Origin of the sequence: Nocardia uniformis NBRC 13702, assembly GCF_001613345.1 — a bacterium.
GTDB classification, from domain to species: Bacteria; Actinomycetota; Actinomycetes; order Mycobacteriales; family Mycobacteriaceae; genus Nocardia; species Nocardia uniformis.
This window is the reverse complement of sequence record NZ_BDCE01000067.1, coordinates 75215-100325: the sequence shown is the minus strand read 5'-3', so window position 1 is coordinate 100325 and position 25111 is coordinate 75215. Positions and strand designations below refer to the sequence as shown.

Annotated in this window: 27 protein-coding genes and 2 tRNA genes; 14 read left to right on the top strand and 15 right to left on the bottom strand. The window is 64.9% G+C overall.

From position 1 onward, the window contains the following. Positions 1-80: 80 nt before the first annotated feature. Positions 81-1082: a ketol-acid reductoisomerase gene (gene ilvC / locus NU1_RS25285; protein WP_170264277.1), complete on the top strand. Its 1002-nt coding sequence runs from the start codon at positions 81-83 to the stop codon at positions 1080-1082. 63 nt (positions 1083-1145) lie between these two features. On the opposite strand, the gene NU1_RS25280 is transcribed toward ilvC, so the two are convergent. Both NU1_RS25280 and NU1_RS25275 read right to left on the bottom strand, forming a co-directional pair. Then, on the bottom strand, positions 1146-1487 hold the full coding sequence (locus tag NU1_RS25280) for a hypothetical protein (RefSeq protein WP_067524908.1): 342 nt from the start codon (positions 1485-1487) through the stop codon (positions 1146-1148). Positions 1488-1549: 62 nt separating this feature from the next. After that, positions 1550-2197 carry a hypothetical protein gene (locus NU1_RS25275; protein WP_067524905.1) on the bottom strand — a complete coding sequence of 216 codons (648 nt, stop codon included), beginning with the start codon at positions 2195-2197 and terminating at the stop codon, positions 1550-1552. A gap of 119 nt (positions 2198-2316) precedes the next feature. Between NU1_RS25275 and NU1_RS25270 the strand changes: the two genes are divergently transcribed. Then, positions 2317-3066: a TetR/AcrR family transcriptional regulator gene (locus NU1_RS25270; protein ID WP_067524903.1), complete on the top strand. Its 750-nt coding sequence runs from the start codon at positions 2317-2319 to the stop codon at positions 3064-3066. Here the strand turns inward: NU1_RS25270 and NU1_RS25265 are convergent. Beyond that, positions 3060-3830, bottom strand: coding sequence for an SDR family NAD(P)-dependent oxidoreductase (locus tag NU1_RS25265; protein ID WP_067524901.1), 771 nt, complete (start codon positions 3828-3830; stop codon positions 3060-3062). The genes NU1_RS25270 and NU1_RS25265 overlap by 7 nt on opposite strands. Before the next feature lie 132 nt (positions 3831-3962). On the opposite strand from NU1_RS25265, the gene NU1_RS25260 reads away from it, so the two are divergent. From NU1_RS25260 to NU1_RS25250, 3 genes are all read left to right on the top strand, one after another. Then, complete coding sequence (locus NU1_RS25260) at positions 3963-4562, top strand: TetR/AcrR family transcriptional regulator (protein WP_084521784.1); 600 nt, start codon at positions 3963-3965, stop codon at positions 4560-4562. Positions 4563-4695: 133 nt separating this feature from the next. After that, positions 4696-5640, top strand: a complete 945-nt coding sequence (locus NU1_RS25255) for an esterase/lipase family protein (RefSeq protein WP_169815134.1) — start codon at positions 4696-4698, stop codon at positions 5638-5640. Positions 5641-5718: 78 nt separating this feature from the next. Further along, positions 5719-6453, top strand: a complete 735-nt coding sequence (locus NU1_RS25250) for an HNH endonuclease (protein ID WP_067524899.1) — start codon at positions 5719-5721, stop codon at positions 6451-6453. Between the two features lie 120 nt (positions 6454-6573). Here NU1_RS25250 and NU1_RS25245 read toward each other — a convergent pair whose 3' ends face one another. From NU1_RS25245 to NU1_RS25230, 4 genes are all read right to left on the bottom strand, one after another. Continuing rightward, positions 6574-7410 (bottom strand): type IV toxin-antitoxin system AbiEi family antitoxin domain-containing protein, encoded by an 837-nt coding sequence (locus tag NU1_RS25245; RefSeq protein WP_157553002.1) that lies wholly within the window; start codon positions 7408-7410, stop codon positions 6574-6576. Between the two features lie 421 nt (positions 7411-7831). Continuing rightward, positions 7832-8503, bottom strand: coding sequence for a class II aldolase/adducin family protein (locus NU1_RS25240; protein WP_067524897.1), 672 nt, complete (start codon positions 8501-8503; stop codon positions 7832-7834). 209 nt (positions 8504-8712) lie between these two features. Beyond that, positions 8713-9777 carry an MBL fold metallo-hydrolase gene (locus NU1_RS25235; RefSeq protein ID WP_067524895.1) on the bottom strand — a complete coding sequence of 355 codons (1065 nt, stop codon included), beginning with the start codon at positions 9775-9777 and terminating at the stop codon, positions 8713-8715. Positions 9778-9847: 70 nt separating this feature from the next. Beyond that, the gene (locus NU1_RS25230; RefSeq protein WP_067524892.1) at positions 9848-10492 is read right to left on the bottom strand and encodes a dihydrofolate reductase family protein; all 645 of its coding nucleotides are present in this window, start codon (positions 10490-10492) and stop codon (positions 9848-9850) included. Positions 10493-10602: 110 nt separating this feature from the next. Between NU1_RS25230 and NU1_RS25225 the strand changes: the two genes are divergently transcribed. Then, positions 10603-11091 (top strand): winged helix-turn-helix transcriptional regulator, encoded by a 489-nt coding sequence (locus NU1_RS25225; protein ID WP_067524890.1) that lies wholly within the window; start codon positions 10603-10605, stop codon positions 11089-11091. Here the strand turns inward: NU1_RS25225 and NU1_RS25220 are convergent. Next, positions 11064-11897 (bottom strand): AraC family transcriptional regulator, encoded by an 834-nt coding sequence (locus tag NU1_RS25220; protein ID WP_067525081.1) that lies wholly within the window; start codon positions 11895-11897, stop codon positions 11064-11066. The genes NU1_RS25225 and NU1_RS25220 overlap by 28 nt on opposite strands. A 95-nt stretch (positions 11898-11992) precedes the next feature. Here NU1_RS25220 and NU1_RS25215 point away from each other — a divergent pair, with 95 nt between their 5' ends. Beyond that, complete coding sequence (locus NU1_RS25215) at positions 11993-12859, top strand: NAD(P)H-binding protein (RefSeq protein ID WP_067524888.1); 867 nt, start codon at positions 11993-11995, stop codon at positions 12857-12859. A gap of 353 nt (positions 12860-13212) precedes the next feature. Further along, positions 13213-13431, top strand: coding sequence for a cold-shock protein (locus NU1_RS25210; RefSeq protein WP_067524886.1), 219 nt, complete (start codon positions 13213-13215; stop codon positions 13429-13431). Here NU1_RS25210 and NU1_RS25205 read toward each other — a convergent pair. Together NU1_RS25205 and NU1_RS25200 are read right to left on the bottom strand one after the other, a co-directional pair. Continuing rightward, a complete protein-coding gene (locus NU1_RS25205) occupies positions 13403-14212 on the bottom strand; it encodes a nucleotidyltransferase domain-containing protein (protein ID WP_157552999.1) in 810 nt (269 codons plus the stop codon). The two genes, NU1_RS25210 and NU1_RS25205, sit on opposite strands and share 29 nt — an antisense overlap. 451 nt (positions 14213-14663) lie before the next feature. Then, positions 14664-15755: an alkaline phosphatase family protein gene (locus tag NU1_RS25200; RefSeq protein WP_067524884.1), complete on the bottom strand. Its 1092-nt coding sequence runs from the start codon at positions 15753-15755 to the stop codon at positions 14664-14666. A gap of 195 nt (positions 15756-15950) precedes the next feature. Here NU1_RS25200 and serA point away from each other — a divergent pair, with 195 nt between their 5' ends. Then, entirely contained in the window at positions 15951-17549 is a 1599-nt protein-coding gene (gene serA, locus NU1_RS25195) for a phosphoglycerate dehydrogenase (RefSeq protein ID WP_067524882.1), read from the top strand. Between the two features lie 88 nt (positions 17550-17637). On the opposite strand, the gene NU1_RS25190 is transcribed toward serA, so the two are convergent. Both NU1_RS25190 and NU1_RS25185 read right to left on the bottom strand, forming a co-directional pair. Next, positions 17638-17877 carry a hypothetical protein gene (locus tag NU1_RS25190; protein WP_067524880.1) on the bottom strand — a complete coding sequence of 80 codons (240 nt, stop codon included), beginning with the start codon at positions 17875-17877 and terminating at the stop codon, positions 17638-17640. A gap of 38 nt (positions 17878-17915) precedes the next feature. Beyond that, positions 17916-18221 carry a hypothetical protein gene (locus NU1_RS25185; RefSeq protein ID WP_067524879.1) on the bottom strand — a complete coding sequence of 102 codons (306 nt, stop codon included), beginning with the start codon at positions 18219-18221 and terminating at the stop codon, positions 17916-17918. A 155-nt stretch (positions 18222-18376) separates the two neighbouring features. On the opposite strand from NU1_RS25185, the gene NU1_RS25180 reads away from it, so the two are divergent. Next, entirely contained in the window at positions 18377-19384 is a 1008-nt protein-coding gene (locus NU1_RS25180; RefSeq protein WP_067525079.1) for a 3-isopropylmalate dehydrogenase, read from the top strand. Between the two features lie 144 nt (positions 19385-19528). Here the strand turns inward: NU1_RS25180 and NU1_RS25175 are convergent, their stop codons facing one another. Next, the gene (locus NU1_RS25175) at positions 19529-20710 is read right to left on the bottom strand and encodes an MFS transporter (protein ID WP_067525077.1); all 1182 of its coding nucleotides are present in this window, start codon (positions 20708-20710) and stop codon (positions 19529-19531) included. Between the two features lie 316 nt (positions 20711-21026). Here NU1_RS25175 and NU1_RS25170 point away from each other — a divergent pair, with 316 nt between their 5' ends. The 4 genes from NU1_RS25170 to NU1_RS25155 all read left to right on the top strand — a co-directional run bounded on the left by NU1_RS25170 (position 21027) and on the right by NU1_RS25155 (position 23629). After that, positions 21027-21800, top strand: coding sequence for a fumarylacetoacetate hydrolase family protein (locus NU1_RS25170; RefSeq protein ID WP_067524875.1), 774 nt, complete (start codon positions 21027-21029; stop codon positions 21798-21800). 13 nt (positions 21801-21813) lie between these two features. Further along, positions 21814-23286 (top strand): glutamate--tRNA ligase, encoded by a 1473-nt coding sequence (gene gltX / locus NU1_RS25165; RefSeq protein ID WP_067524874.1) that lies wholly within the window; start codon positions 21814-21816, stop codon positions 23284-23286. A gap of 121 nt (positions 23287-23407) precedes the next feature. Continuing rightward, positions 23408-23479, top strand: a tRNA-Gln gene (locus NU1_RS25160). A 74-nt stretch (positions 23480-23553) separates the two neighbouring features. Beyond that, a tRNA-Glu gene (locus NU1_RS25155) sits at positions 23554-23629 on the top strand. A 64-nt stretch (positions 23630-23693) separates the two neighbouring features. Here the strand turns inward: NU1_RS25155 and NU1_RS25150 are convergent. Continuing rightward, positions 23694-24197: a PPOX class F420-dependent oxidoreductase gene (locus NU1_RS25150; RefSeq protein WP_067524871.1), complete on the bottom strand. Its 504-nt coding sequence runs from the start codon at positions 24195-24197 to the stop codon at positions 23694-23696. A gap of 167 nt (positions 24198-24364) precedes the next feature. Further along, entirely contained in the window at positions 24365-25066 is a 702-nt protein-coding gene (locus NU1_RS25145) for an IclR family transcriptional regulator (protein ID WP_067524866.1), read from the bottom strand. Positions 25067-25111: the final 45 nt, after the last annotated feature.

The following is a 25111-nucleotide window of genomic DNA, read 5'->3' as shown; positions in this document are numbered from 1 at the left end:
TCATCCCGGCATGCTTTTGGTCGGGATCCACACAACTCAGACACAGAATCCAAGAAGGAGAACCCAAAGTGGCAGTCGAGATGTTCTATGACGACGACGCTGACCTGTCGATCATCCAGGGCCGCAAGGTCGCTGTCATCGGCTACGGCAGCCAGGGTCACGCCCACTCGCTGAGCCTGCGCGACTCCGGCGTCGACGTGCGCGTCGGCCTGGCCGAGGGTTCGAAGTCCCGCCCGAAGGCCGAAGAGGCCGGTCTGACCGTCGGCACTCCCGCCGAGGTCTCGGCGTGGGCCGACGTCATCATGGTGCTCGCCCCCGACACCGCGCAGGCGTCGATCTTCACCAATGACATCGAGCCCAACCTCAAGGACGGCGACGCGCTGTTCTTCGGCCACGGCCTCAACATTCACTTCGGTCTGATCAAGGCCCCGGCCTTCATCACCGTCGCCATGGTCGCCCCGAAGGGCCCCGGCCACCTGGTGCGTCGTCAGTTCGTCGACGGCAAGGGCGTTCCGGCCCTGATCGCCGTCGATCAGGACCCGAAGGGCGAGGGCCAGGCCCTGGCGCTGTCCTACGCCAAGGCCATCGGTGGTGCCCGCGCCGGCGTCATCAAGACCACCTTCAAGGAAGAGACCGAGACCGACCTCTTCGGTGAGCAGGCCGTGCTCTGCGGTGGCACCGAGGAACTGGTCAAGACCGGTTTCGAGGTCATGGTCGAGGCGGGCTACGCCCCCGAGATGGCCTACTTCGAGGTGCTGCACGAGCTCAAGCTGATCGTCGACCTCATGTACGAGGGCGGCATCGCGCGGATGAACTACTCGGTCTCCGACACCGCCGAGTTCGGTGGCTATCTGTCGGGCCCGCGCGTTATCGACGCCGGCACCAAGGAGCGCATGAAGGCGATCCTGACCGATATCCAGGACGGCACCTTCGTCAAGCGCCTCGTCGCCAATGTCGAGGGCGGCAACAAGGAGCTCGAGGGTCTGCGCAAGGCCAATGCCGAGCACCCGATCGAGGTCACCGGCGCCAAGCTGCGCGGCCTGATGAGCTGGGTCGATCGCCCGATCACCGAAACCGCGTAGGGTTTCGTAACTGCTGAAAAGGCCCGGCATCGGTTTCGATGCCGGGCCTTTTCGTATGCGCTGTCAGCTGCTGCCGAAGGATCCGCGCGGGAGTACGTTGCGCGGGAAGTTCCGGTCGTGGTTCCGGTCGTGGTGGTGGCCGCGGCCGTGACGATCGCAATCGTCGTTGTTCCAGTGGTTTCGGTTATCCCAGGAATTTCGGTTTTCCCAAGGGTATCGGTTGTTGTTCCAGGGATAGTTGTTGTTGTTATGGTGCGGGTGCGCCACCTCGGTGACCTCGGGTTCGAGGGTGATCTCGGCCGAGGCCGGAACCGCCAGGGCGGCAAGGGGGATCGCGGCGATCGCACCGGCGACGGCTAGTCGGGCCAGCTTGCGTCGGGGAGAAACGAGTTTGGTCGACTTCATGGCTTGTACTGTGCCGCAATTCGTTTCGGAATGGCATGGTGCTGGCACGAATTCGGAAAATTTCAGGGTCGGGTAGTTCTCAGGGATGACTCTTTGGTGAGGGCAACCCCGATGGCGAGCAACCAGAGCATGGTGAGGCCGCCGACCGTGGCCGTGGTGCCCCAGCCGTTGGCGGCGTAGAAGTTCGCCGGGTTGTTCCCGAAGAACAGCGAGGGTACGAAGACGAAGTTGACGCCCGCCAGGATGAAGGCGGATCGTCGGACCCAGTCCGGGAGCATCCGGGTGCGCAGCACCGCGAATCCCAAGGCCACCAGGAACAATCCCTCCAGTAGCCGGGAAATCGTGCCGTAGAGGATGTAGGTGCCGGAGACGGCGATGGTCGGATCGATGGGTTCCGGTGCCTGGATGGCCGCGCCGACCTCGAGGCCCATGGACACCAAAACGACTGTCACCCACATCAACCCGGCGGTGGTGACGAGGGTGGCCAGCCAGTCGTAGCGCGGATCCGCGCGCTTGACGAGCGTGCCGAATCCGGTCATGAAGACGATCAGAATGGTCAGGCCCGTCAAGCCGAAGAGGCTGCGGATGAAGATATTCCAGTCCGGGGGCGGTCCGCTGTAGACGAAATAGAGGGGGAGCTCCACCAGGTGTAGGACGGCTCCGATGATGGCGGCGATTCCGGCGGTGCGGCGGAGTGCGTGGGTATCCATAGTTTCTCCTGGTTGAACGGCCTTATTGATAGTATATGCCTTATACTATAAGCGACATACTAATCCCTTGCCGCAGGGGTGGCGAGAGCCCACGATGGCCGAGAGGAGAATGTGTACCCATGTCAGAACCGGAGGTACCCGACGATCTGGCGAGATTGTGGCGACTATCCGCTGGGACGCGCCTGGGTCGTCCGGCCGCCTTGGATGTGAAGCGCGTTGTCGAGGTGGCCGTGGAGCTGGCCGATCGTGACGGATTGGCGGGTGCGACCCTTCCGAAGATCGCCGCGGCCCTGGCGGTTACGCCGATGTCGCTCTATCGCCATATCGGTTCGAAGGATGAGCTCATGGTTCTCATGGGCGACGACGCCGTCGGTCTGCCGCCGGAATCGCTTGGCGTGTTGGGGGAGTGGCGGACATCCTTGCGTCAATGGGCGCGGGCCAACCTGGCGGTCCACCGCCGTCATCCGTGGCTCATTCAGCTGCCGATCAGCGGGCCGCCACGCGGCCCGAACGCGCTGGGCTGGATGGATATGGGTCTGCGTGCTCTACGCGACACCACTCTGGGCTGGTCTGCCAAAATCGGCGTGATAACCCTGGTCGGCGGCTATGTGCGGCAAGCCTTCATTACCGGCTACCAACTCGAACAGGCAAGGCGGGCAGCGGCTCTCGACGAGGTGCAGGCGCTACGAAATTACAGCCGCGACCTGTCCGACCTCGTCGACCCGCAACGCTTCCCGGACGTCGCCGAACTCTTCGCCTCGGGCCTCTTCACCGCACCCGAGGTCGCCGACACCACCGACGAGGACTTCTCCTTCGGCCTCGAAATCATCCTCGACGGTGTGGCGGCGACGATCTCCGGAAATCAGTAGTGAGTGCCGCCATCGATGCGAATCTCGGTGCCGGTAATGAACTTTCCATCCTCGGAAGCCAACATGGCGACCACACCGGCGACGGTATCCGGGGAGGCGAAGCCCTGGCCGATACCCGGCATCAGCTTCATGAACAGATTTATATCGGCATCGGCGGGCAGGCCGGGGCCCTTCCCATCGGTCATATCGCTGGAAATGGAACCGGGCGCGACCGCCACCACCCGCAGCCCCTGCTTGCTGTACTCCGCAGCCAGCGCGTGGGTCATGGACATGATCCCGCCCTTGGACGCCGCGTACGCAGCCATATACGGGTGCGCGAAGAACGCCGAGGTGGAGGTGAAGTTCACGATCACCTTGTCCTCCGACTCCAGCAGCGCCGGCAGTGCCTCGCGAATCATGAGAAAGGTGCCGGTGAGGTTGACGGAAATAATCTGATTGAAGTCCGCGAGAGGCATCTCATGCGTATGCGCCGACCGCAGAATGCCCGCGGCATTCACCAGAACATCAAGCCCACCAAGGGTTTCCACCGCCGAGGCGACACCGGACCGCACCGACTCCTCATCGCCGATATCGATCACCAGCGTGCTGAGTCGGTCGGCGGTCCCGGTGGCGGCAGCCTGCTTGGCGGTCTCGGCCAGCCCGCTCTCGCTGATATCGGCGGCGACCACGCGCCCACCCTCACTCAGAATCCGATGCACGGTCGCCCGGCCGATGCCGGAGCCCGCACCGGTGATCAGGACCCTGCGATCGGTAAAACGCTCCATTATTGAATCTCCTCCATTGTCTCCAAAATGCCCGATTGACACGTTACGCCCGAATGGCACAACGTGCCATGATGGCACCCGAAGACCGGGATCGAGCTAGGATCGGAGGGATTCGCCCTGAAAGGAGGTGCTGTGACAACCTCTCGCCCGACCCTGGCCGAGCGTCGCAAGACCGAAACTCGCCTCGATATCGCCCGCACCGCCGCTCGCCTTTTCGCCGAACGCGGGACCGCCGACGTCACGGCCGAGGAGATCGCCGACGCCTCGGGTATCGCCTTGCGCACCCTCTACCGGTACACCCGCACCAAAGAAGACGCTGTCGAACCCATGTTGGCTACCGGTGCGCAACGCTGGTTGGAGATAATCGCCGCTGGCCCCCGTCGGCTACCCAGGGTCAACGAACTACAGGCCGCGGCGGTCCGGTCGATGGCCATCGACGACGGCGACGATCTGGAACTGACCCGAGGACTGCTGCGCGCCATGGATGACGATGCGGCCCTGCGGGCGGTATGGCACCGCATCAATATGGAGGCCGAACGCGAATTGGCCCGAGTGCTGGGCGATTTGGCGGGCCCCGGCACGGATCCTCTCCGCGTGCGCCTGCTCGCCGCAGCCGCCGCCGGAGCCATCCGCATCGCCTTGGAGGAGTGGGCGCTCGATACGACCTTGCCCACCGCGGGCCCCGCGGCCGTCGCCGTGCGCTGTATGCGCGCCCTCGCCACGGGCGTCTGATCACCCGATTTTCCCAACCGCCGCTCCGCGTTTCACGTCTGCTCCGCCCGAATATGCCCGCTAAGGTATCGACCGGTCGCTCAGCGACCGCTCGGTCACGCCATTGGGAGCATCGACCCGCGGAGGACTTCACTTGCGTCGGATCTGTAGTCGTATCGGCCTTCCCCTGACCGCGGCGGCCGTTCTACTCCTCGCCACGGCCCCCGCCTCCGCGGCCCCCAACCAGCTTCCGGTCAACTACTCGGTAACCCAATGGTTCGCCGACGTGAACACCGCCGAGCCCCCCTACAACCCACCCGGCGGCAACGACTGGACCTGCGTCCCCACTGCAGCCCACCCCCAACCGGTAGTCCTGGTCCACGGTATAACCGGCAACGGCGCAGGCTGGCCCGCCCTCTCCCCGCTCCTCCACAACAACGGCTACTGCGTCTACTCCGTCACCTACGGCATCTACCCCGGCCAAGGGGCACCCATTGCCGGAGCGGGCGGCATGGAGCCAATCCCTCAGTCCAGCCTCGAATTACGCGACTTCGTCACCCGAGTCCTCGAATCCACCGGTGCCGCAAAAGTAGACATGGTCACTTGGTCCCAAGGCACCCTGGTAGCCGCCAACTACCTCCTCTTCGACGGCGGCGCAAAGGTAGTCGACCAAACCTTCAACCTCGCCCCCATCTGGCAGGGCACCCACGCCGCCGACCCCCTCGTCAACGCGGTCTACGGCCTTCACGCCGACCAAGCAGTCTTCGCCGCCCTCCGCCCCACCTGCCAGGGTTGCGTAGACATGCTTCCCATCTCCGACTTCATCCAAAATCTCCAGGCTGCAGGCGTTTACGCACCGGAGGTGCACTACACCAACCTGGTAACCCGAGCGGATCAAGAGGTGGTGCCGTACACGAGTGGAATCCGAGATGCGCCGAACGCGACGAATATTGTGCTGCAGGACGTGTGCGCGGCGAACTTGGCGGGGCACAATTCCGTTTCCGTCGACCCGACTGTTGCAGCGCTGGTACTGAACACGTTCGCCCCGGGCACGGTCGCCGAAATCCCTTGTGCACCATCACCGACGCCGTACATTTGAGCGGTCGACCAACCTTTACCAAACCGGAACGAACCAGACTGTTTGCTGGTGGTGTGGTCTGAACCTAATGTGGTTCACATGGCTCGGAACCCGGCGTGGACACGGGATGAATTGATCTTGGCATGCGACCTGGTATTTCAGAACGGTGGGCGTGAGCTGCGAGAACACGATCTCGCGGTCACTGAGCTTTCAGATCTGCTGCGGTCACTGCCGATCCATCCACGCACTGCGCGCGATCAGAAGTTTCGCAGCCCGAACAGCGTGTCACGTAAGACCACTGATATCGCTACGCACTATCCGGGCTACCTCGGGAAAAAGACCCGTGGTGGAAAGTTGGACCGGGTGGTGCTGGATGACTTCCTGGCCGCACCCGTAGAGATGCATGCAGCAGCGGAACTGATCCGACGATCCGTATCCGCTGGGCAGTTCGACGCCGACGTGCCGCTCGGTGATGCGCCCGTCGAGGATAGCGGAAGTGTTCGCGAAGGCCGACTATTGGAAGCCCTGCACTATCGCCGCGAACGAAATCCCAAGGCGCGGAGCAAGAAGATTATCGAATTCCGTCGCGTTCACGGGCGAGTCAGTTGTGAAGTCTGCGCTTTCGATTTCGAAGCGGTCTACGGCGAGCGCGGCAACGGCTACATCGAATGCCACCACGTCGTTCCACTCCACGCCTCGGGGGAGACTTCCACTCGCTCGTCCGATCTGATCCTGCTTTGTTCCAACTGCCACAGGATGATTCATCGTGGACCGCGATGGCTCCAGCCTGGTGAGCTTCGCGGTCTGCTGCAGGCGTCGAAGCGGCGTGCGTGAGTATGAATCGCAGCGGGCGGCGCATATTGTGATGGAGGGGTGGCGGCGTTTTCGTGCACTTTCCCGCACAAGTGGGCTGAATCTGGCTGTGCGGAATCGAGGGTGCACGTTTAGGCCGGATCAGTGCGCTGGCTTCCCTCTACGTCGTCGCCGGATCGCATTTGCCGCCTCATCCACGCAGGCGTCCAACGCGCCGTATACATCGGCTGCCGCGTAGCGCAGGATCAACCAGCCGTCGAGGAGAAGGGCGTTCTGTCGACGGCGGTCGCTGCGAAAGACTGTTGGCGCGCTGTGGAATTCGCGGCCGTCTATTTCGATGATGGTGCGGGAGCGCTCGTCGACGAAGTCGCAGCAGTACTGGCCGATCCAGTGGTTGTTCAGGAGATTGAGGCCGCGTTTGGTGAGGGCTCTGGCGAAACGGCGTTCGGGGTCGGAGGCTGCGTGCAGCGCGGCTTCGTGCAATTGCCTTCGGAGAGCGGGGGAGCCGCGTCTACTTGTCCGGCACAGGTCGAGCACGTCGTGTAGGGCGACGGTACGGCCCAGGGTTTCGTCGACCAAGCGGTCGGCATCTGTACTGGAGAGGACGGTGAGGCAATCCAGCAGGGTTGGTGCAGGAGACGTGGTCGGAAGATCCCACGTCTCGCCGGTCCACTCGCATGGCAGGTCACGGCGATAGAGGCGCAGCCACGGTGGTGTCTTTCGGTACATGGATTTCGGTACGGTGGCTTCGAACAGGGTTGGTTGTGGCAGCATGCCTTGTAACCAGGCCGCGGTGCGGTGGGTGATGATCGCGCTGGGCAGCCAGGCAACGATTGCCCGGCATCTGGTGAGTGCGGTTGGTGCTGCGAGGCAGTACGTGCCGGGGAGCAGACGGATGTATTCGCCACGGCGGCAACGGTCGGCGATAGTGGTCGGCGAAATCCCTTCACCGAGTAGTTCTGAACGCGTTCGGATCACAGATCGAGGATGGAGGAGTCTGCATGGCTGTGTCGGGGATGGTCCTGCGAAAATGGTTGGCCTGTGGATGGCGCTGATTCTTGTGAATACGGGTATCCCGTCTAACTCTGCGCTGTGCGGGTTGGTGTCGATCTGGCGAAGCCTTCGACGGCTGTGAGGTCGAAGCTGCCGTGATCGGTTCCGAGTCCTCGGGCGACGAGAGCGGCCGTGGCACTGGCTGGTCGGGTCGCCTCAGGGAGGGAACGGCCTAGGCCGACAGCTCGCAGAAATCCGGCTGAAAAGAGGATTACAGCAGTTCCGGCGGCGGTGTCCGCGGGGGTGATACGGATGTCTTCCACAAGGGTGGTTAGCTGCCCTTCAGTCAGAGCCGCTACCGGGCGGACGAGGATGTCGACGACGTGGACGCCCAGGGTAACGATGTTCATCGAGGTTCTTTCTCAACGGGTTTGGGTGTGCCGTAGCCGGTGCGGAGGGCTATTTCTATGACGGCCTGCTGTTGTTCGGGGGTGAGTTCTCGGGGAGTGCCCAGGATGGCGGTGTCCAGGTAGAGGGTGCAGGCCCATTCGAGGAGTAGGGCGTGTTCGACTGCCTTGTCCAAGGTGGGGGCGAGGGTGACGGCGCCGTGATTGGCTAGGAGGGCGGCCTGTTTTCCCTGGAGGGCGTTCAGAACGGCGGTGGCGAGTTCGAGGGTGCCGAAGGGGCGGAATGGGACCACGGGGGTTACGCCGCCGAGGAGCAATTGCTGGTAGTGGAGAACTGGGAGTTCGTCGAGTACGCAGCCGATCGCCGTGGATTTGGGGGCGTGGGTGTGGACTACGGCTCCGGCGGAAGGGAATTCGCGGTAGATGCCGAGGTGTAGTTGCAGTTCGGAGGTGGGGGCGAGGTTGCCCGCGATTACGCTGCCGTCCAGGTCTACGACGGTGACCTGGTCGGCGGTGGTGTCGGCCAGGACTGTTCCGGTGGCGGTGACGGCTATGAGGTCGCCCGCGCGCAGGCTGACATTGCCCGCGGTGCCGATCAGGAGGCCGGCCTCGGCCAGGCGGCGGGAGGCCGCGGCTACCTGGGCTCGCTCGTTGGGTGCGGTCGTCGGCATTGCGCCAACTTAGTGGACGGGCGACCTGGAGGGGTGGCTAATGGCTGGCTGGTATTCGATGGTGCGGAATTAGTCCTTGGGTAGGCCCACAGCAAATCCCAGGCCGATGGCTACGACAGCTACTACGGAAACGGCGGCAATGCTCCACATGCGAGCAGGTTACGTACCGCAGCGGCGGTCTGTGGTCGAAATGCACTGCGGCGGAAGGATTATTCGAATGTCATAAGTGCGGAAGATACGTAATCGTCCGGGTCGATGAGCATTCGGATTTCGGGGCGCGACACCTCCGGTAGCTTCGCTATCTCGGCATGTAGGGGCGTGCGGAACGCTTCGCCTCGGGCGGTAATGAGGGGTAGCCAGTTGTCGTGGTGGTTGGGGATGAACACCTTGGCGCGCAACGCTTCTATGTAATTGCGGGGGTCGCGCAGGCCGTTGGTGAACTGGTTGAAGCCCTGGACCGCGCCGATGTGGACGTCCGAGGGCGGGAGGTCGCGCAGGACGTCGAGTACGTGGGGTGCTCTGTCGGCCAGTGGACCGGATGAGTCATGCCAGGTCAGAGTGAAATTCGTGGTGCGGAACTGGTAGAGCAGAGTGCCGCCCTCGGGGGCGGAGAGATTGCGGGCCAGGTGGGCGGCGTCGGCGAGGGTGGGGCGATGGGTGCGGACGTCGCCGAGGCAGGGGCGGGGAGAGACCCGCGCAGAGGCTTCGGGGCCACGGCGGGTGGGGGCGGAATGCAGGTGGCGGATGGCCGTCACCTGCAGGCCGGGGGTGAGTTCGAAGTCGTGGCGTTCGCCGGGTAGTGACGCATCCGAACCCAGTTCCACACAGTCGAATTCGGGTTTGAAGGCGACCTGCTTGCGAATGGTCGCGCAATGCGCCGCGGTGCCGTGCATCACCGCGCCACTGGCCTGCGCGATGGGCCCGGCATCGGCGGCGTGGTCGAAATGCCCGTGGCCGATGAAGATGGCGGCGGGGCGCAGGGCCGCGAGTTCGGCGGGGGTGGTGGGTACGTATCCGGAGGTCATGCCGCGCGGCACCCAGGCGTCGAGCAGAAAGATATTGCCGCCCATGGCAATCGCGAATCCAGCGCAACCGAACCAAGCCGCCGCGACCTTATTCTCTCGTACCGCACCGGTTTCCGGATCGATGGCGTCGCCGAAGAAGTGTCGGCGAGCGGCGATCGTCTCCGCCAGGGTCGGAATAGGGAGGGGTGAATCGGCGAGGCCGGGGAACCGATCGGTCAGCCTGGCTTTGATACCGGGAATGCGCGCCAATGGAAGTCCTCCCACTCGACGTGGGCGCGGGCGGCCCACTCCCGCATTGTTCCCGTCCGATCCCGGTGTGTCACCCGATCTTGGTGAAGTGCACGTGGGTGGCCCCCTCGCCCGCCTCGACACGGTCGAGTTCGTATCCCGGCAGCGTGCCCAGATCGTCGTACAGCCGCTCGCCCGCACCGAGAAGTACCGGCGCGATCGCCAGGTGCATATCGTCCACCAGCCCCGCGAGCAGGAACTGCCGCACGGTCGAGGCGCCGCCGCCGAGGCGGACATCCGCACCGCCCGTAGCCTCGAAAGCGCGTTTCAGCACCGCGTCGGGCGTCTCGTTCACGAAGTGAAAGGTGGTGCCGCCCTCCATGGGCAAGGACGGTCGCACATGATGGGTCATGACGAACACGTCGTGGTGGTACGGCGGGTTCGGCCCCCACCAGCCGCTCCAGGAGTGGTCCGGCCATTCGCCTCGCACCGGCCCGAACATATTGCGCCCCATGATGGTTGCGCCGATACCCGCGTCACCCTCGATCAGATGCCGGTTGTCGATCCCGGTCGTGCCACCCGATTCGCCGATCATTTCCTTGCCGTACGCGGTGGCGAAAAACCATTCGTGTAGCTGCTCTCCGCCGACGCCGAGGGGGTCGTCCACCCCCTGGTCGGTCCCGGCGGCATACCCGTCGAGGGAGATGGAGACGTTGTGGACGCGGAGACGAGGCATGATCTTTCCCTTCAAAGTGATTGTGTTTTGCAATCGGTAGGACGAACTGTATCGTGAGTGGTTGTAATCTGCAATCAGTTTCTTCGATAGGGTTCGTGAGGGAGGTTGCCGTGCAGGCGCGCTCGGGCTGTCCGATCAATGCCACGATCGAGGTGATCGGCGATAAGTGGACCCTGCTCGTACTGCGGGACGTCATGTTCGGCAATCGCCGGCACTTCCGCGAACTCCTCGCCGGATCCGAGGAGGGCATCGCCTCGAATATTCTCTCCGACCGGCTCAAGCGCCTGGTCGCCGCGGGCCTGCTGAGCCGCGACGACGCCGAGCGCGGCCAGAAGCTCGAATACCGGCTCACCGGGGCCGCCATCGAACTGGTACCCACCATCGCCCATCTCGGCGCGTGGGGGGTGCGGCATCGGCCCACCACCGAGCGCTTGCGCGTGCGCGCGGAGCTGATGGCGGCCGGAGGGCCGGAATTCTGGGACGAGTTCATGGACGAACTCCGCGAATCCCACCTGGGTATCCCATACCCGGATCGGCCGGGTAAGCGGCCGACCGAACGACTGGCGGAGGCCTATGCGGCCGCCTGTTCGCTCGAATAGCGTTCTCGCCCTGGATTGTTCCGGCAGTGGGCGGGGGCGGGCAGGTCGCCTCGGAAGAACATGGCCGGCGGTACGCCCATCAGTGATCGGAAGTCCGCCGACAGATGTGATTGGTCGTAAAAGCCTGCGGTGGAGGCGACTTCGGCCCACGGCGTCGAACCACCGTGCGCGATTACCTGTCGAACTCGGGAGATGCGCCCGAAGTGCTTGGGGGACAGTCCGATCCCGGTGTTGAAGAGGTTGCGCAACTGCCGCTCGCTCACCGCGAGATCGGCGGCCAGGTCGGGCACCGGTGTGCCCGCACTTCCGGTGATCGCCTCGACCGCGCTGCGTAGCAGGTCGCGATGCGCGCGCTGGGTGGAGGTCTCGGAAATACGTTGTGGCAGAGCAGCTTCCAAGAATGGAACTACCTCGTCAGAAGGAAGTGTCAGCAACTCGTCCGCGAGTTCGCCTACCGCGCCGGGCATATCGCCGAGGTGGACCATTCTGTCCGCGAGATCGGCTGTAGAGATGCCGAGCAGTTGACGAGTTGTGCCCGGGGCCAACCGTATTCGCAGGCATCCGCCGGGACGATCCGCCGTCCAGTAGGACGCTCGGGTCTGCGGTCCGATGACGAATGCCGCTCCGCGACCGGAAATCTCGGTCTGCAGCATGATCGTGGTCGTCACCTGTGGAATATGGAAGAGCGCCTGCGGCGTATCGGTGACCATCGCAATGCGACCCAACTCGGCGAACCACGGCCGCAGCGACTCCGGAACCGGCAGCGGCGATTCGAGAAGGTCGGCGTTCCGAGCGGGTGCGAGCATGCTGGTCACCAGGTCATTCTAGGTCGTCTCCGGTCGCCGCGGCTGTGCCGAAATTTCCTATAGCTCCCGGCCCTCACCCGGACAGGATCGTGCACATGATTCTGGTTACGGGTGCTACCGGCACCATCGGCAGTGAGATCGTTCGACAGTTGTCCGCTCGCGGCGAGCAGGTTCGCGCGGTGACGAGAGATCCGGCGCGGGCGCACACACCGACGGGTGTCGAGGTGGTGCGCGGCGACTACGCCGACACCGCCTCGATGGCCGCGGCCATGCACGGGGCTCGCGCGGTCTTCCTGGTCGGCGTACTCGGTCCGGAAGACATCGATACCGATCGAGCGCTCATCGCCACAGCCGTCGCCGCCGGGGTCCGCCGCATTGTGAAGCTGTCGGCCATCGGAACCGGCGATCCGGAACTGGGCCGGGTCGGCACCTGGCACCTGTCCGGTGAGAACGCTGTCCGCGGCAGCGGCGTGGAGTGGACCATCCTGCGCCCCAGCTCCTTTGCCTCCAACTCACTCAGCTGGACCGATCCGCTGCGCGCCGGACAACCCGTTCCCAACCTGACCGGCGCCGGTACCCAGGGCATCGTCGATCCGCGCGATGTCGCCGCCGTCGCCGTGGAAGCCCTGGTCGGCACGGGACATTCCGGGCAGATCTATACCCTCACCGGTCCAGAATTGCTGACCGCACCGGACCAGGCCGCAATCCTCGCGACGGTCCTCGACCGTGAGGTGGAGGTCGTCGACGTCCCGGAGGACGCCGCCCGCCAACACATGCTCGCGGCGGGCATGTCGGTGGAATTCGCCGACGGCGCACTGGCCGGGCAGCGCTATGTGCGCGAAGGCCGCAACGCGGTGCTGACCGACGACGTGGAGCGGCTACTCGGCCGTGCTCCGCATTCGTACGCCGAATGGGCTGCCGCGCATTCGACGGCATTCGGGTCGGTGAGCCCCGCCCACTGAGGTCGGGCTGAGCGGGCACCGGTCTCGACCGCCTGTAGGGGCTGTGCGGGTTGGAGACAGGGGCGTGCAGGCTGCGGCCGGGGATGTGCGACTGGGCCAGGAAGTGCACCGTGGCGGGAGAAGGCGAATGGGCGCAGCGCGCGGTGAGGCAGCCGGGCTGGTCCCCGCCCGCGTTGTTTGCCAGGAGACCGGGAGACACCGTACCGGCGGCCCGCCACGACCACAATCCTCCCGCGTGCCGCCCCCGACTTCCCGACACCCGGTTGTTTGCCGAGGAGTCGCGTGCCACTCTGGACCCGGTACGGGCGGGGCCGTGCCAATCCGGTCAGGGCTACGTTCGAGAAGGTGTGGGAATGGTGCGCGGCACTGTGAAGTGGTTCGACAGTAAGAAGGGTTTCGGCTTCATTACCCCCGACGACGACGGTCCCGATGTCTTCGTCGAGTACACCGCCGTCGAGGGACGGGGATTCCGGTCGCTGGAGGAGGGCCAGCGGGTGCGGTTCGAGGTGCGGCGCACCAAACCCGGCCCGGAGGCCCTCCAGGTCAGCGTGGTTGGAGCGCCTGACGCCTGAAGAAGTCGGCGGTCAGCGCTCGCGCGGGCCCCAGGTCCCGCCCACGGTCGGGGACGAACATCGCTGGGGCCCGCTCGAATTCGGTATCGATGAAATCGGCGATCGGTGCGGGAACGGCCCCCGACCCCATTTCTCGGGTCTTCGACTTCAGCTCGGTCAATTCGTGAACCGATGTCACGAAATCGACGGGCAGATCGCATTGTTCGAGCAATGTCGGCAGATGCATAGGCGCGACCGCCGCATCGGGATGTTCGCAGAGCCATCGCAAAGCCATCGCCGGGCGTAATGAATAGAACACCTTCTTCAATGAGCGATTCGCTTCGAAAAGTTTCCACTGGCGTCGGCCGAGGTGTAGATAATGCATTGCGACCCGGTTGCGGTCGGCCACCGCATCGGCCAGTTCCCGCAATTCATCGCGGAATTCGGTATCGCCGCGATACACGATCGGCGACATCAACCATTCGATGAGTACGGCATTGCCCGCCACCAGCAGTCGCAGCGCCTTGGCCAGTTCCCAGCCGTTCACGTCTAGCAGGTCCACCAGCGGTGTCTCGATGACATCGCGCCCGCGCCACGGCGTCAGGTAGTCGTCCATGTGCGAGACGTAGACGAACCGGCAGTCGTAGTCGGAGTCGGGGGAGGGGAAACCCCAAGCCCGGCTGCCACTTTCGATGGCGAGGCGGACGTCGACCCGGTGGTCGCGCTCGATCCGGTCCAGTTCGCCGTCGATCGTCGCGACCACCGCTGGGTCCATGGAAGCGGGGATCGAACGCAAGGTCATGGTCGGTGAGGCTAGCGACGTGATCGGCACCGGTCCACGACTTTTAGGGGCTTGTATCTATGAGTCCGATATGCGTGATCTATCCGTGATCAGTGCTGATCGAATGCCCCATATGACTCCGGGCACAGATGTTACTCGATGTTGTGCACATCACATTCCCGTAAACCCTGGTAACGGGTCCGAAATGTCGCCCGATATGCTCGGCGACAGAAGTTCAATTGAGAATTCGTGAGGAGAGATTCATATGATCCCCGTAATTTGGGACACCCTGATGGCCGCTATCAACGGTGGGCTGAACACCGGTAGCGCTGCTCTCACCGGCATCCTCGACACGCTGTCGACCGGTTCTTTCGGTAAGTGAACCCAGTAGCCGACTAATTCGGCTTCAAAGCCCGCCCTCGGACGCCGCAGCTCCGAGGGCGGGCTTTTCTTTCCATGGACGCAGGGCTGTCTACCGGTCGAATGATCCGCTCGCTGATCCGCTGGCCGAGCCACTGCCCAGAACGCACAGTGGATTGGCCACCATGGCCGCCTGCGCCGAACCGGATGACGAACCGGTGATCCCCGAGTCGACAGGTGGCGTATTCGGAACCGGCGCGGCCGGGTTGCCAGAGCCGCCCGTCAGCATCGATCGCCCGTCCAGGTTCGCGGGAGCCGGGACGTCGAGCAGATCCAGCACGGTCGGTGTGATGTCGGCCAGGGTGTACCCGTTGTTCTCCGCGCCCGCCGCGAAACCGGCCCCGCGCGCGAGGACGAAGCTGGCCGTCTCATAGGCGCTCTGTCCGCCGTGTCCGCCATCGGGCTTATGACCGTGATCGGTGGTGACCAGAATCGTCCACCGCTCATTCGAATATGCGGCGGCGCGCGCGTCCACCGCGGCGGTGATCTTGCCGACCAGTCCGTCCGCGCGGCCGATGGCATCGCGATAGGCCTGCGGCCAGATGCCGCGCAGGGTATGTCCCACGATATCCACCTGATCGAGGTGGGTGAACAGCAGATCGGCCCCGTCGTCGGCGATGGCCGTGACGGCCTGCGCGGTGGCATTGGCATCCGCGGTGGTCTCGCACACGCCCGCGCCGGTGGGGTCGATCTGGGTGACGACCACCCGGTCGGCCTTCGGGCTGCCGGTGCGCGCGATCATTCCGATCTTGTCCCAGGTGCCGATGGACGCGGTGGTCAATGCCGGCCGCTCCCGCTCCACCTGTGTGAACACCGTCGGATACTGCGCGAAAGGCCCTGGGTTGCAAGTGGATCCATTGTCCTGGATGCCGTGCTTGGTATCCCATACGCCGGTCAGTGCCGTGGCCCAGGAGACACACGACATGGTGGTGTGCGGGGCAATGGAGGTGCGCGCGAGGGTGCCCTCCGCGGCGAGGCGACCCAGGTTCGGGGCATCGGCGGCGAGTACCTCGCTCCACAGCGTGCCGTCGATACCGATGACCACGACCTTGTTCTCGATCGGGGCCGCCGGAGCGGGTGCGGCCGCGGCCAGTGGGAGCGCGGCCAGTGCGACGGCCGCGAGTATGCGGTGAGTGCGAGACATGCGCGGCACCGTAGCTGCCGGACAGTTCCTGCGCGCATTGAATTGGACAATTGACCTAGAGAGTCTCGCTCAGTGGGAACTGCCCTGTCATCCTTGTGAAGGCAGCCGCCTACCGGGCGGTAAGGGCACCCGAAATCGCGCCCACTAAGCTGGGCCGCGAAATTGCCGATTCCCATTCCTTCAGGAGCACCCCCAGTGAGCCAAGCAGGCCGCCCTGTAGTTCTGATCGCCGACAAGCTCGCCCAGTCGACCGTCGACGCGCTCGGTGACGGCGTCGAGGTTCGCTGGGTCGACGGACCCAACCGCGCCGAGCTGCTCGCCGCCGTGCCCGACGCCGACGCCCTGCTGGTGCGATCCGCGACCACGGTCGACGCCGAGGTCCTCGAAGCGGGCAAGAAGCTGCAGATCGTCGCCCGCGCGGGCGTCGGCCTCGACAATGTCGATGTTCCGGCCGCGACCGAGCGTGGCGTCATGGTCGTCAACGCGCCGACCTCGAATATCCACACCGCCGCCGAGCACGCCGTCACGCTGCTGCTCTCGGCCGCGCGGCAGATCCCGGCCGCCGATGCCACCCTGCGCGAGCACACCTGGCAGCGCAGCAAGTTCAACGGTGTCGAGATCCTCGGCAAGACCGTCGGCGTCATCGGCCTGGGCCGCATCGGCCAGCTGTTCGCGCAGCGCCTCGCCGCCTTCGAGACCAAGATCGTCGCGTACGACCCCTACACCTCCCCGGCGCGCGCCGCCCAGCTCGGCATCGAACTGATGACCCTCGACGAGGTGCTCGCGACCGCCGACTTCATCTCCATCCACCTGCCGAAGACGCCCGAGACCAAGGGCATGCTCAATGCCGAGACGCTCGCCAAGACCAAGAAGGGCGTCATTATCGTCAATGCCGCCCGCGGCGGTCTGATCGATGAGCAGGCGCTCGCCGATGCCATCAACTCCGGCCACGTGCGCGCCGCCGGTCTCGACGTATTCGAGACCGAACCCTGCACCGACAGCCCGCTTTTCGAGCTGCCGCAGGTCGTGGTGACCCCGCACCTGGGTGCCTCCACCGCCGAGGCGCAGGACCGCGCGGGCACCGATGTCGCCAAGTCCGTACAGCTCGCCCTCGCCGGTGAATTCGTGCCCGGCGCGGTGAATGTCACCGGTGGCCTGGTGTCCGACGAGGTCGCCCCGTGGCTGGATATCGTCCGCAAGCAGGGCGCGCTGCTGGGTGCGCTGGCCGACGAGCTGCCGGTCAGCCTCGAGGTGCAGGTGCGCGGCGAGCTGACCGCCAATGATGTCGCGGTACTGGAGCTTTCGGCGCTGCGCGGTGTGTTCTCCGCCCTCATCGAGGATTCGGTCACCTTCGTCAACGCCCCGTCGCTGGCCAAGGACCGCGGTATCGAGGCCACCGTCACCACGGTGTCGGAGAGCCCCACCCACCGCAGTCTGGTGGACCTGCGCGCCGTCTTCGGTGACGGCCGCACCCTCAATGTGGCGGGCACCCTGACCGAGCCGCAGCAGGTCCAGAAGATCGTGAACATCAACGGCCGCAACTACGATATGCGCGCCGAGGGCCTCAACCTGGTCGTGTTCAACTACGCCGACCGCCCGGGCCAGCTGGGCCGCCTGGCCACCAAGCTCGGCGAGGCCGAGATCGACATTCTGGCCGCGCAGCTGACCCAGGATCTCGACAAGGAGGGCGCGACCGTCGTCCTCCGCGTCAATGCCGAGGTCCCGGCCGACGTGCAGGCCGCCATCGCCGAGGCCGTCGGTGCGGCCAAGGTGGCGCAGGTCGACCTGAGCTGAGTCCGACGGGCGGTCGGTTCGCCCGAAGTCATTGCCGCCGAGCCCCTTCCATCCAGATGGAAGGGGCTCGGCGTATATGAGGCGGCGGTCAGCCCAGTTTGCGTTCGCGCGCGTCGATGGCGTTCTTCGCCTCCAGCAGGCTCGCGAAGGGATCGAGTTCGCGATAGCGCTTGATCGCGTGGATCTTTTTGCCCCGCTGGATGAGTTCGTCGATCTCGCCGTAGTCGAGCATCGTGCTCGGGTCGGCGATTCCGAGATGTTTGATGATCAGGTCGAGCTTGCGTTCGAGGCGATCGATCTTGCGCTCGAGTCTGGCATTGTCGAACATCCCTCGAATATACGGAGGTCACTGTCTGTCGACGGCTGTCAGTGCCGTCGCTCGGCCGCCCAGAGTCGTGCTGCCGCAGCGGGATCAGTGCTGTCACGCAGGGCGGCGACGTAGCTCGGAATTGTCGCGAGTCGAATTCGTCCGGCGTGCGTGTAGCCGAGGACGACTCCGGTCAGACGAGTGCCGACCGCGGGCCACTCGTCCCGGCGAATCGTCCCGTCGGCAAGATATTCCGCTGCCACCCAGCCGTGTCGACCGGCGTCGGTCGTCACGAGAATCCCCCAGGGCGCGTAACCGGTCACGACGCACTCGGCGATCGCGTACCGGGGCTGCCGCTCGTCCATGTGTTATCCCACTTCCTGGGAGTAATGCCATCCGACCAGCGGTTGACCGATCCCATTGGATGGGAAGGGTTCGCCCTGGTGCGGGACCTCGGATACCTACCCGCTATCGTGGCGGATGTTCACGGGCGTGGAGAATCCGAATGGAGCATGAATTCATGAAACTCGCTGTCATCCCGGGCGACGGTATCGGCCCCGAGGTCATCGCCGAGGCACTCAAGGTGCTCGATGTGGTGGTGCCCGGTGTCGAGAAGACCGAATACGATCTGGGCGCCAAGCGGTTCCATGCGACGGGTGAGATCCTGCCCGAGAATGTGCTGCCCGAGCTCAAGCAGCACGACGCGATTCTGCTGGGCGCGATCGGTGATCCGTCGGTGCCGTCCGGCGTGCTGGAGCGCGGGCTGCTGCTGCGTACCCGGTTCGAGCTGGACCACCACGTGAACCTGCGTCCGTCGAAGCTGTACGCCGGTGTCACCAGCCCGCTGTCCAGCAATCCGGATATCGACTTCGTCGTCGTCCGTGAGGGCACCGAGGGTCCGTACACCGGTACCGGTGGCGCGATCCGCGTGAATACCCCGCACGAGGTGGCCACCGAGGTCTCCACCAACACTCGCTTCGGGATCGAGCGCGTGGTGCGCTACGCCTTCGACAAGGCGAAGCAGCGTCGCAAGCACCTCACCCTGGTGCACAAGAACAATGTGCTCACCTTCGCCGGTTCGCTGTGGCAGCGCACGGTGAACGAGGTCGCGATGGAGTATCCGGACATCGAGCTGGCCTACCAGCACATCGATGCCGCGACCATCCATATGGTCACCGACCCGGGCCGCTTCGACGTAATCGTCACCGACAACCTGTTCGGCGACATCATCACCGACCTCGCGGCCGCCGTCTCCGGTGGTATCGGCCTGGCCGCCTCCGGAAATATCGACGCCTCCGGTACCAACCCGTCGATGTTCGAGCCGGTACACGGCAGCGCCCCCGATATCGCGGGCCAGTCCAAGGCCGACCCGACCGCCGCCATCCTCTCGGTGTCGTTGCTGCTCGCACACCTGGGTAATGCCGAGGCCGCCGGCCGCATCGAGGCCGCCGTCGCCAAGGACCTCGCGTCCCGGACCGCCCCGGCCTCCACAGTGGAGGTCGGCGACCGCATCGCCGCCGCGGTCTGAGTCAGTACTCGAGTCGAACCCCCGGGTCGGAATCCTTTCCGGCACGGGGGTTTCGGTTATCCGTATGGATTGTGTCCACCCGCACAACCACGATGGGCACAGCGCCGCTTCCACCGAACGGTGCGGCGGGAGCGGCTGCGCGAGTCAGTTTTTCGGATCGGTCGGAACCAATGGGATGGCGGCCATGGCGATTACGGCGGCCAGCAGGTAGGCGGCCGGGAATCCCGCGACGGTGATCAATGCTCCGAAGGTGGGGGCCACCATCGCCATCGTCAGGTTCTGGCCGGTGTTCTGGATACCCAAACCGCGTCCGCTCCAATACGGTCCGGCGATCTCGGCCACCGCGGTGAAGGCCAGTCCATTGTCGGTGACCGTAATAACACAGGCCACGATCAGCGCCGCGATCGCCAGCCACCACCAGCCCATCCAGGCGGTGAAGGCCAACGCGGACATGGATATTACGGCCGCGATGGCCACCGTGCGCAGCGGCCGCAACCGGCTGCCGACCCGGTCGGACCAGATCCCGGCGCCGATTCGGCCACCCGCGCCCAGGATTTGGGTGCCGGTCACCACCGCTCCGGCGACGGGCAGCGACCAGCCGACATCGCGGTGCAGCCACAGCAGGGCGAAGGTCCACAGCGTCGCCTGCGGAAACACCAGCAGAACCGAGACCACATGGATCCGCCACAGCGTGGAATCGCCGCGGTATGGATTGGCAGGTTTACCCTGCGCGCCAGCGGCTTCCGGACGGGGCGGGTCGACGATACCGATCAGGCAACTGATCGCGGCCACGCCCGCCATCAGCGCGGGCACCAGGACGGCGGTCGAGAATCCGTGCGCCGCAGCGACGGTGGGAATACTCAGAGCGCCGATGCCCACGCCCAGTGGTTGAGCGGTCTGCCGGATACCCATGGCCAGTCCGCGTCGCTCGGGTGGGAACCAGCCGACGATCACCCGGCCGCTCGCGCCATTGGTGCTCGCCGCGCCCATACCGCCCAGGAACAGCAGCACGCCCAGGGTGGCGTAATCGGAGACAGTCGCCGCGGCCACGCCCGCCACCAGCATCAATGCGGGTCCGGCCACCAATACCTTGCGTTCGCCGATGCGGTCCACCACATAGCCCCAGGCGATCAGCGTGCACACCAGGCCGATGGTGGGCATGGAGACCAGCAGGCCGGCCGTCGCCAGCGGCAATCCTCGATCGGTCAGGGCGGGCAGGAGGAACGGGGTGCCGTGGACGAAGACCGCGCTCGAGGCCTGGGCGAAGACGCCGAGTGCCAGCATGGCCCACCGTTTCGACGAATCGATCTGGGTCACGGTGGCCATGGCCATCACCTCGAGTCTCACTATCTGGGATTGATGTCTTACTATTTGAACATCTGGCCTTAAGGTACACCCGTGGCGCAAGTCGATTCCCGTGACGAGCTGTATGTTTGCTCACACGTCCGGAGGCGGCTTTCCGGCGGTGTCCATAACATCGAGTTGTATTGTGTGACGGTCCTTTTCACTTCTGTCGCACCCCGGTGCTCCGATGATCACCAGCCGGCCGCCGGGCCCGTGAGGCGGCGGGTGACGGGGGTGTACCCGAACACTCGGTCGGGTGCGTTCGGGCAGGTCGAAGCCGGTCGATAGACTGCGACCCATGCGCCTAGGTCGAGTTGCCAGCCCCGATGGGGTCGCTTTCGTAAGCGTGGAGGGAGACGGTGACGCCACCGTCGTCCGCGAAATCGCCGAACACCCGTTCGGTACACCGACGTTCACCGGCCGCAGCTGGCCGCTGGCGGACGTGCGACTGCTCGCGCCCATCCTCGCCAGCAAGGTGATCTGTATCGGTAAGAACTACGCCGCGCACGCGGAGGAGATGGGTGGCCCGGCTCCGGCCGATCCGGTCATCTTCATGAAGCCGAATACCTCCATTGTCGGCCCTAATGCCCCGATCATCCTGCCGCCCAGTTCTTCCCAGGTGGATTACGAGGGCGAACTGGCCATTGTCATCGGCCGCCCGTGTAAGGATGTCCCGGCCGCCAAGGCCCACGAGGTGATCCTCGGCTACACCGTCGCCAATGATGTCACCGCCCGAGACCAGCAGCGTCACGACGGTCAGTGGACCCGATCCAAGGGCTATGACACCTTCTGTCCGCTCGGTCCGTGGATCGAAACCTCGCTGGACCCTTCGGATCTGGAGATCGTCACCGAACTCGACGGTCAGATCCGCCAGCGCAGCCGCACTTCACTGCTGCTGCACGATATTCCGAAATTGATCGAATGGGTCACCACGGTGATGACGCTGCTGCCCGGCGATGTCATCCTCACCGGCACACCCGAGGGCATCGGCCCGATGCAGGCCGGTCAGAACCTGTCCGTGACCATCGAAGGTATCGGCACCCTCACCAATCCCGTTGCCGCAAAACGCTGATCGAGAGAGAGCCATGACTGACGTACGGGTCCGCTTCTGCCCGTCTCCGACCGGTACGCCGCATGTCGGCCTGGTCCGGACCGCCCTGTTCAACTGGGCGTATGCCCGCCACCACGGCGGCACCTTCGTCTTCCGCATCGAAGATACCGATGCCGCACGCGATTCCGAGGACTCCTACCGGGCCCTCCTCGACGCGCTGCGCTGGCTCGGCCTCACCTGGGACGAGGGTCCCGAGGTCGGCGGCCCCTACGGCCCCTACCGCCAGTCGCAGCGCAAGGAGCTGCATCTGGATGTGGTTTCGCGTTTGCTGGCGGCCGGTGAGGCCTACGAATCCTTCTCCACCCCAGAGGAAGTCGAGACCCGCCACCGGGCCGCCGGACGTGATCCGAAGCTGGGCTACGACAACTTCGACCGGGATCTGACGCCCGAGCAGATCGCCGCCTACAAGGCCGATGGCCGCCCCGCCGTCATCCGGCTGCGGATGCCCGATCAGGACCTCACCTGGAACGATCTGGTGCGCGGTGAGACCACCTTCAAGGCGGGTGTGGTTCCCGATTTCGCGCTCACCCGCGGTAATGGCGATCCGCTCTATACGCTGGTTAACCCGGTCGATGACGCCATGATGAGAATTACGCACGTGTTGCGCGGTGAGGATCTGCTTTCCTCCACGCCCCGGCAGTTGGCGTTGTATGCCGCACTCGAGCGGATCGGCGTCGCCGAAGGTACCCCGGAGTTCGGTCATCTTCCGTTCGTGATGGGGCAGGGGAACAAGAAGCTTTCCAAGCGTGATCCGGAGTCGAATCTCTTCCTTCACCGCGACCGCGGCTTCATTCCCGAAGGTTTGCTGAATTATCTGGCGCTGCTCGGCTGGAGCATCGCCGATGATCATGATGTCTTCTCGATGGCGGAGATGGTGGCCGCCTTCGATATTTCGACAGTGAATTCCAATCCGGCTCGTTTCGACCAGAAGAAGGCCGATGCGATCAACGCCGAACATATTCGTTTGCTGGAACCGGGTGACTTTGCTCACCGACTGCGCGAGTACCTCACCGGACACGGACATATTGGTGCGGAGATCGACGAGAAGCTCTTCGCCACCGCGGCCGAACTAGTGCAGACGCGCATCGTGGTACTCAGTGATGCCTGGGATCTATTGAAGTTCCTCTTTATCCCCGCCGAAGAGTTCACAATCGATCCCGCCGCCGCGGAAAAGAACCTGGGAACCGATGCGTTGCCGGTATTGCAGGCGGCGATTACCGCGTTGGAAGGTGTTTCCGCGTGGACCGCGGCTCCGATCGAGGAGGCGCTCAAAACGGCACTCATCGACGAACTGGGTCTCAAGCCGCGTAAGGCGTTCGCTCCCGTACGCGTCGCCGTCACCGGATCGCACATCAGCCCTCCGCTCTACGAGTCGCTGGAACTGCTGGGCCGGGAGACCGCGATGGGTCGTTTGCGGGCCGCGCTGGCCACCCGCAGTCCGAATTAGCCGAAAAATGGGCCTCTGACCAGCCGATTTGTGGTTTACCCCGTGGCGTTTGGTAATCTCTTTCTCGGCCGGAAACGAAGTCGAGATCCTCACAAGGGACAGACCAAACGCCCAGGTCCATTGGGGTATGGTGTAATTGGCAACACAGCTGATTCTGGTTCAGCCATTCTAGGTTCGAGTCCTGGTACCCCAGCAGAGAGCGGTAAAACGCTCTCGGTTGTCGTTGTCGGTGGTCCGTACGGATTGCCGAGGACCTACAACCATCCTGGTCCCGTCGTCTAGCGGCCTAGGACGCCGCCCTCTCAAGGCGGTAGCGCGGGTTCAAATCCCGTCGGGACTACCAGGCAAGGCCCCCAACCACTGCGGTTGGGGGCCTTTCGCTTTGTCGAATGTCGATCCCGAATGGATTAGTCGTCGAGTGCGTTCGCGGTGGTGCCGCCGTACGGGATGGCGGGCAGGCCGAGTTTGCGGTGGTCCCAGCTGCGAGTGCGCTCGGGCACCAGGCGGATGGCCACGCGTTTGTGCAGCATCTGGTCCACAAACGGCTTCATCTCTTCGCTGTAGGGGCCGGTGTAGCGCTCCCACACACTGATTCCGACCTGGAACAGGGCGTCCGCGTCGTCGATGACTTCCGCTCGGCCCTCGATGGCGACACCGCGCAGCTGGTCATAGGTATCGCCGGCTTCGACCAGCACGGTGACGCGCGGGTCACGGCGCAGATTGACCGCCTTCTGCGATTTGGCCTTGGTTTCGAACCAGATTTCGCCGTTGATCAGGCCGTACCACATGGCGATCAGGTGCGGGGTGCCCTGCGGGCCGAGGGTGGCGAGGGTGGCGATGCGACTGCGCTCCAGGAAGTCGGTGATCTCCTCATCGGACATCACGATCGACGCGCGTTGATTAACTCCCATCAGCCGAATGTACTTTACGGCGTATGGGGCAGGTCACATGGCTGAGCGAAGGTGGTTCCCGGCACAGCCGACCTGAGGATCGTGAGTCTGGAGATTCGGCTGAGGGCGCTGTGACGGCTGTGGACGGCGTGACCTACCCGCCGCCCCGCCGCGCCCTCGAACGCCCGTCAGAGGCGCTTGTGGAGGGCCTCGGCGGCGGCCACCAGATCGGCTGCCCATCGGGCTCCGGGCCGTCGGCCCATGCGGTCGATGGGTCCGGATACCGAGACGGCGGCGACCACCGCGCCGGTGGCGTCGCGCACCGGGGCGGACACGCTGGCGACACCGGCCGCGCGTTCGGCCGCGCTCTGCGCCCACCCGCGGCGGCGCACCTCGGCGAGGGCCCGCTCGCCGAAGACGGCGTCGGCCAGGATGGTGCGCTGCAGATCCGGATCCGCCCAGGCGAGGATGACTTTGGCGGCCGAGCCCGCGGTCAGCGGTAGTCGGGCGCCGATCGGCACGGTGTCGCGCAGGCCCGAGGCGGGTTCCATCGAGGCCACGCAGATCCGGGCGTTTCCGTCGCGGCGATAGAGCTGGACGCTCTCGCCGGTGATCTCGCGCAGGCGCGGCAGGATGGTCGTCGCGGCATCGAGCAGCGGGTCGCTGGCGGTGGTCGCCAGTTCGGACAGCGCGGGGCCGGGTCGCCACAGCCCCTGGTTGTCGCGGGCCAACATGCGGTGCACTTCCAGGCCGACGGCCAGCCGGTGCGCGGTGGCCCGGGGCAGGCCCGTGCGGGTGCACAGGTCGCTGAGGCCGCAGGGTTGCTCGGCTACCGCTGCGAGTACCGCCATCGCTTTGTCGAGCACTCCGATGCCGCTATGCTGTCTCATAGAACGATATTAGCGTCTCGCATAGTGGGAATTGCAAACGGTGGG